Source organism: Aeromonas sp. HMWF014, assembly GCF_963878295.1.
GTDB lineage: Bacteria > Pseudomonadota > Gammaproteobacteria > Enterobacterales > Aeromonadaceae > Aeromonas > Aeromonas popoffii.
This window is the reverse complement of sequence record NZ_CAWNYS010000511.1, coordinates 4542-10987: the sequence shown is the minus strand read 5'-3', so window position 1 is coordinate 10987 and position 6446 is coordinate 4542. Positions and strand designations below refer to the sequence as shown.

Sequence of the window (6446 nt, the reverse complement as noted above, 5' to 3'; positions counted from 1 at the left end):
GCCAGCTCAGCGGCGAGTGCTTTGAGTTTGTCTTGGTCCATTTGCTTACCCACGAAGGTATCCTTTTGAAAAAGTTACTTATTCGTGGGCGGTTACACAATTAGATTTACAGGCTCGATCTGGATGCCTGAATTTTCCATAACGTTACCACCCTAGCGGCTCATCAATCAGTCAGCCTCCCCTACATCTGAGCGTTGATGCAAATGTTAAGCATTCAAATATTGTCGCAACCCTCTCCTCTTGCGATCATAGCTTTCCATCTCAATGCGCTACAAAAGATGTTGATATTTATTAATGAGTTAGCCATTATTATACATGGATACTTAAATGTCATTATAGTGGGAATATATGGATTTTTTAACGAGCACGATTTTGTCTGGATTACTTTATGATGGTTTTAAAAGTGGGGCCCTATTAACGATTGATCTTCTTAAGGAAAAACTTACAGGATGGATTTTCGATGAGGACACATTACATGAATTAACTCATAAGCTTGCATCTATGAATTTAGATGATTTATCTGAGCGTGCGATTGAGCAAAAAATAAATGACGCATCAGAGATTCAATCATATCTGCAAAAGATAATTCCAGAGAAAAATCAAAGTTCCGTCACTCAAAATCATTATGGTTCTGGTGATAACGTTGTAAATAAAACCGTATACAATAAGTAAGCACCTATGACGACACAAATGCATTATGGTTCTGGCGACAACGTAAAAAATAAGTATGAGAATATCATACGTAGCATTAAGGCTCAGGACTTGAAGAGTGTTGCGGAAAACATAATGCATGACATCCGTCATAGAGAGACATCAAGAGCAAGAGAGAAAATTGGAGTAATAAATAATATAGGCTCGCTTGAAAGTGAAGTAAAAACCGTGCTGGAATGTTTGTTAATAAAAACAAATCTAATAGATAACTCACTTCCAAGCGAGTCATCGAGACAAGAGATATTATATTTTTTGCGCGGCAGGAGTCACTCTGATTATATAACATCAGTGGTCATGTCAATCTTGCTTGATTTAGAGTCTCGAACACATCCATCTTTAGCTCACGAACGATACAATTCAATTACTGAAAAATCACCTCATGTTATTGAAGTATATCTAGAGCACCTCGCTATAGAATCGGATATTAAAGACCACTTCAACTCCAGCAATAGGATAGATTTGTTGGAAGATGAACTATGTGGGTTAGTCCGAGGAGCATTACGAGTTTATAGTTTTGAATTGGCTTTTGAAATATGCACACATCTTCACGATGTATTTCCATCGAGCAATTCTCAAATACTTTTACTTATTTGCGAAAGCTATCTCTTACTTAGTCAAGGCCACTCTAAGCACATCTGGACACTTGATAGTAGCGTAAAAATACGCGCGGATAGACTTATAGCTCAAGTGTCTAATATGATAGATACGCAGGATGCAAGATTAGCAATTGTATTAATAAATCTACTTAAAATAACTCTATTTTCAGACACTGACCTAATCATAATGGGGCAAAAACATGCTGATAAGATCAGCACGTTTGATAGTGACATATCCGATAAAATCAATAGAGCTTTGCTATCTAAGTCATTTAAAAACCCTGAATTAGATTTATCTCAAGTATCTATTGATTTTGAACGCTATCTAGTTTTTATTGATGCCTTAAAAAGGAAAACAATCAAAGGTTCCACCGTAGAGCAGTGGGTAAATAAAGGTGGGTGGATCGATACTGGTGATAATTATGTAAATTCATTTTATATGCTGTATTTAAAGGCATTAATACTCAAGGATGGGGATAATAAAAAAATAGTTTCACTTGTAGATGAGGCAAAAAAGTTACTAGAATTGAATGATGATCTATTTATTCAACTCCCCCCATTAGCACTGATTGAGTTGAGTCATATCTTTATAGACATGGACTTCCCTCTTCTCGCTGTAGACTACTTAAGCCCAATGATACCTAAAGAACCATGGGCATCACCATTATTCGAATGTTATTTACGAGCCCTTGTTGCAAGTGAAAAGCATCAGCTTTTCTTGTCTCAAGTTGCGCTAATATCTCCAGAAGAAAAAACCTCATTTGTATGGTTGTTAGAGGCTCAAGTTCATGAGCGCCTCAATCAGTATCAATACGCTATAAATGCATCTAGATCTGCAATAGATCTTGATCCAGATGATCATTTCGCTTGGAACTTATTGTTATTTACACTGCGAAATAGTGGGGTTAATGTTGATGAACGTAATAAAGTCTTACGAGAAATACCAGATTCTATTTTTTTAGAATTCCATGAATCAAAACTATCCTTAATTAGCGAAATAGCATCTTTCGTTGATATTTACTTTGCCGAGAAAGTGTTAGTAGACTGGTTCGTGAAGGCTCCAGAAATAGTCGCAAAACCACTGACTCAAATTCATGTTTCCTCCTTATCAAACAGACCAGAAATAACAGACAATCCATACACACCTAAATATTGTGGTGATGGAATAAGGTATAGCGATGGCTTCAAGAGTTATAATCGCATTATTGTCAAAAACCTAGATGTTACACATCCATCTCTACTCGATGCAGAATCCCCAACAGGGAAAATTCTAGATAGCATGAAGGAGGGTGAGACGATAAATGATCCTATATATGGAGAGTTTACCGTAATTGAACGATTGTCACCTTATATTGCGGCATTTAGACATGCTATTGAGCTGAGGGATAGAATCAATGATGGTACAGATGTATTTAAGCTATATACTGTACCGGATAGTGAAGATGAATTTATACCATACTTCGAAAAGATATTAAAAGCTCTATCAGAAAAAGATAGAAAAAAAGATGATGTATTACGGAGTAATAAAATCCCTCTTACTATGAGAGGTAAATATACGGCGCCAGATAATCCAATAAAAGGCGCAGTAACTCATTTGACATCAGCAGATTCGACCCAATACATTTCGCTATATGATGACGGAATTAAAAAGCCGAGTAAAGTAGTTATAGATTTATATACTGCCGTCTATTTTTCTCTAATGGGGTTCTCCACCTACTTATCCAAGTCATCAATTGAAATAGTCATATCAGAGCAATCAAAGAAATTTTATGAGCATTGGCTTTCTGACATCCTCAGAGAAGACTATCTAGCCATTGAATATACTGATGATGGGTTACGTAAATATACACACAAAGATATTAAACAGAACTCATTTCAGTTTATAAATGAATTGAAAGCGCTTATGTCAGTTGTAAGGGTAGAATCACTCATCCCATCTGACACCCCGAATGAATTAGTTAGTATTAGAGATATGATTGACGGGACAGTTTATTCTACTTTTCAACTCTCTGTTGCTAACAATATACCTTGGTTATGTATTGATCATGTTGTGTGCATGCTCGCAAAACAGTCGAATTATCCTACGGTAAACATAAACTCGTTTGTTATTGATGTAGTTGAGAATATTTCCTTAAATGCTAAGCTACAAAGCATTAAGCTGAACTTATTTGCTGGGACACCAGTTCCTATATTGTACAGTGATGTTATAGAATTAAGCTTATCCTCTATTCCTGAACACGTGTATTTGGTTGCAAAGTTTATAGAAAAACATGGTGCCTCCTTTCAGTCTCCACAGGCTCTACAGTCATTTATGCTTGAGGTCACAGGAAAAGCCACTGTTATGGCTTGCTTGGAAGGTAGTATTCTAAAAGGTGGTCGATGCTATAATTCAGAATATGATGGTTATGCCGAAAACGTTTTCAATCATGCTTGTCATACTGCATTGTCTGAATTAGATGGTGACACCGCTGAAAAAAGATTAGCCCTTTTCATATTTAACTTGCTTCTTAGGCATGGTCACATAAAAAACTATCCAGACCTTATTTTATTTCTTGCATCGAGTTTTGCGAGAGGACACTTTTTAGATATTCCAAAGCTCAATTGTCATATGCAAGAACTGCAAGACATGGTTTTATCCAACAGCAACAATGCTTAACTATCGAACAAATTAGCGAAAATGAAATACCTATAGCGGCTCACTACCAGCCAACAGATAAATGACCAAAATGAATCCCTCTCTGTTTGCTCCTGTCTCTCTGATGATGCTGACCACGAGGGTTTTGGTAAACCCTACCCTCGCCATACAGGGAGGCAATCTGGTATCTTAGCCCCCGGTCAGCGGCTGAGATCTCATGGCTTTTTGTTTTGCTTTGCTGACAAAAGCCAAGCCCCATCTCTTCGCGCCTGTAACGCTGTACCCATTTTTGAATTTGCTAGTTCAAGTTTATCGAGGAACACAAGATGTATCGACGCATAGAAGCACGCATGGTCAATAACCTTCTGGGCACAGAACAGCTCCCAATGCCGACCTACGCGACAGATGGCTCCGCAGCCATGGACCTACGCGCATGCATCGCTGAACCCGTGACGATTGCGCCAGGCGCTCGCCATCTTCTGAAAACTGGACTCGCTATCAATATGATGGACCCGAGCTTAGTAGCCATAGTAGCTTCCCGTTCTGGGCTCTCATTGAAACATGGTATTCGCGTAGCTCAAGGCATTGGTGTCATTGATGCGGACTACCATGGCGAAATAGGCGTCATCTTGGCAAACGATGGCGAAGACCCTTACACCGTACAGCCTGGTGACCGGATCGCACAATTGATGTTCCAACCGGTTGTACAGGTGTCGTTGAGTGTTGTTGAGGAATTCTCCACCGAAACCGAGCGTGGTAGTGGTGGTTTCGGTAGTACCGGTAAAGCATAGACCGCCAACATACCAAAACCTGGGGCCTGAGACACTTTTTCCGACACTAAGATAAAAACACTTTAATTTCATAAAGTTAAGAAATTGAGACGGTTTTTTATCGTATAGTTGTCGGCCTCATCGATTCCGATTACCAGGGCCAGCTGATGGTCTCGGTCTGGAACCGTGGCAACGATAGCTTCACCATGCAACCCGGCGAGCGCATCGCCCAGCTGGTGATCATGCCGGTGGTTCAGGCCAGCTTCCAACTGGTCGATGAGTTCAATCAGAGTGAACGGGGTGAAGGCGGTTTTGGTTCTTCTGGTCGCCAATAACAGACCACACCGGCCCTTTGGCCTGTGCCTGATAATAGAATCAAGCCATTGTTTTTTTAGGGGAATCCATGGCAAGCAGTAATCAGAAACAGAGTCGGCGCGATCAGATCCTGCAAGCACTCGCCCATATGCTGGAAACCAGCCCTGGCCAGCGTATCACCACGGCACGTCTGGCGGCCGAGGTGGGGGTCTCTGAGGCAGCCCTCTATCGACATTTTCCCAGCAAGGCGCGGATGTTCGAGGGGCTGATCGACTTTATCGAGGATTCCCTGCTGTCACGGGTCAACCTGATCATGGCCGAAGAGAAGGACACAATGGCCCGCTGCCATCATATCCTTCAACTGCTGCTGGTGTTCGCCGAGCGCAACCCCGGCATCACCCGTATTCTCAACGGCGATGCCCTGCTGGGCGAACATGACCGGCTGCGGGATCGCATCAGCATCCTGTTCGACAAGCTGGAGACCCAGATCAAGCAGGTATTGCGCGAAAAGCGGCTGCGGGAAGGTCAGGGCTTCCAGCTCGACGAGACCATGCTGGCCAATCTGCTACTGGCCTATACCGAGGGACGCATCAGCCAGTTTGTCCGCTCCGAGTTCAAACTCAAGCCCACCGCCGGCTTCGAGGATCAGTGGTTGTTCATCCGCAGCCAGCTGCTACAAAGCTGAACCAGAGGGGGCGGATCGGCCAATGCGTCCGCTCCGAGTTAAAACTCAAGCCCACTGCAGGCTGCGAGGATCAGTGGTTGTTCATCCGCAGCCAGCTGCTACAAAGCTGAACCAGAGGGGCGGATCGGCCAATGCGTCCGCTCCGAGTTCAAACTCAAGCCCACTGCAGGCTTCGAGGATCAGTGGCTGTTCATCCGCAGCCAGTTATTGCAAAGCTGATCCAGACAGGTTGGTGCAAACAGGGAGGCCTTGGCCTCCCTTGTTTTTTGTGGCAAAAAAGAGGGGTGAGCACCAGATGCGACCCGGATTGTCGCATTCCAGTGTTAGATTCATGCGTTATAAACCTTTACTGCCTGACAGGACCTCCTATGGAACCCGAAATCATTACCGAAGCGCATACCTGGCTGGTCAATAACCAGGACCGGCTGATCGATTATGCCGTCAACATGGCGGCCGCCCTGGTCACCCTGCTGGTCGGTTACATCGCCGCCAACATCATCAGCAGCGCAGTGGTCAAGATGATGCAGGCCCGCAAGCTGGACACCACCATCACCCATTTCGTCGGCAGCATACTCAAGTACACCATACTGGTGTTCGTGGTGATCGCTGCTTTGGGTCGGGTCGGGGTACAGACCGCCTCCTTCATTGCCATCATAGGTGCCGCCGGTCTGGCCATCGGTCTGGCGCTGCAAGGCTCGCTCTCCAACTTCGCCGCCGGTTTCCTGCTGATCATC

At 43.2% G+C, this 6446-nt stretch carries 6 protein-coding genes and 1 pseudogene; all 7 read left to right on the top strand.

Going from position 1 to position 6446, the window contains the following annotated elements; genetic code table 11:
- The first annotated feature begins 348 nt into the window (after nucleotides 1–348).
- Nucleotides 349–672 carry a GapS6a family protein gene (gene gapS6a / locus AAC083_RS20020; RefSeq protein WP_108537541.1) on the top strand — a complete coding sequence of 108 codons (324 nt, stop codon included), beginning with the start codon at nucleotides 349–351 and terminating at the stop codon, nucleotides 670–672.
- Between the two features lie 6 nt (nucleotides 673–678).
- Nucleotides 679–3963 (top strand): GapS6b family protein, encoded by a 3285-nt coding sequence (gene gapS6b, locus AAC083_RS20015; protein ID WP_146181743.1) that lies wholly within the window; start codon nucleotides 679–681, stop codon nucleotides 3961–3963.
- A gap of 305 nt (nucleotides 3964–4268) precedes the next feature.
- Nucleotides 4269–4733: a dUTP diphosphatase gene (gene dut, locus AAC083_RS20010; RefSeq protein ID WP_041915434.1), complete on the top strand. Its 465-nt coding sequence runs from the start codon at nucleotides 4269–4271 to the stop codon at nucleotides 4731–4733.
- Between the two features lie 107 nt (nucleotides 4734–4840).
- Nucleotides 4841–5047 (top strand): annotated as a pseudogene (locus AAC083_RS20005) (dUTP diphosphatase); the annotation flags it as partial.
- Nucleotides 5048–5115: 68 nt separating this feature from the next.
- A complete protein-coding gene (slmA, locus tag AAC083_RS20000; RefSeq protein ID WP_005321293.1) occupies nucleotides 5116–5712 on the top strand; it encodes a nucleoid occlusion factor SlmA in 597 nt (198 codons plus the stop codon).
- Between the two features lie 54 nt (nucleotides 5713–5766).
- Nucleotides 5767–5931, top strand: coding sequence for a hypothetical protein (locus tag AAC083_RS23365; protein WP_375134777.1), 165 nt, complete (start codon nucleotides 5767–5769; stop codon nucleotides 5929–5931).
- Nucleotides 5932–6080: 149 nt separating this feature from the next.
- A partial coding sequence (locus tag AAC083_RS23360) for a mechanosensitive ion channel family protein (RefSeq protein WP_258224783.1) occupies nucleotides 6081–6446 on the top strand: 366 nt, incomplete at its 3' end.

Bases quoted from the DNA above. Each gene is read 5' to 3' on its own strand.
- dut (WP_041915434.1), top strand. From the start codon at position 4,269: ATGTATCGACGCATAGAAGCACGCATGGTCAATAACCTTCTGGGCACA.
- gapS6a (WP_108537541.1), top strand. From the start codon at position 349: ATGGATTTTTTAACGAGCACGATTTTGTCTGGATTACTTTATGATGGT.
- slmA (WP_005321293.1), top strand. From the start codon at position 5,116: ATGGCAAGCAGTAATCAGAAACAGAGTCGGCGCGATCAGATCCTGCAA.
- gapS6b (WP_146181743.1), top strand. From the start codon at position 679: ATGACGACACAAATGCATTATGGTTCTGGCGACAACGTAAAAAATAAG.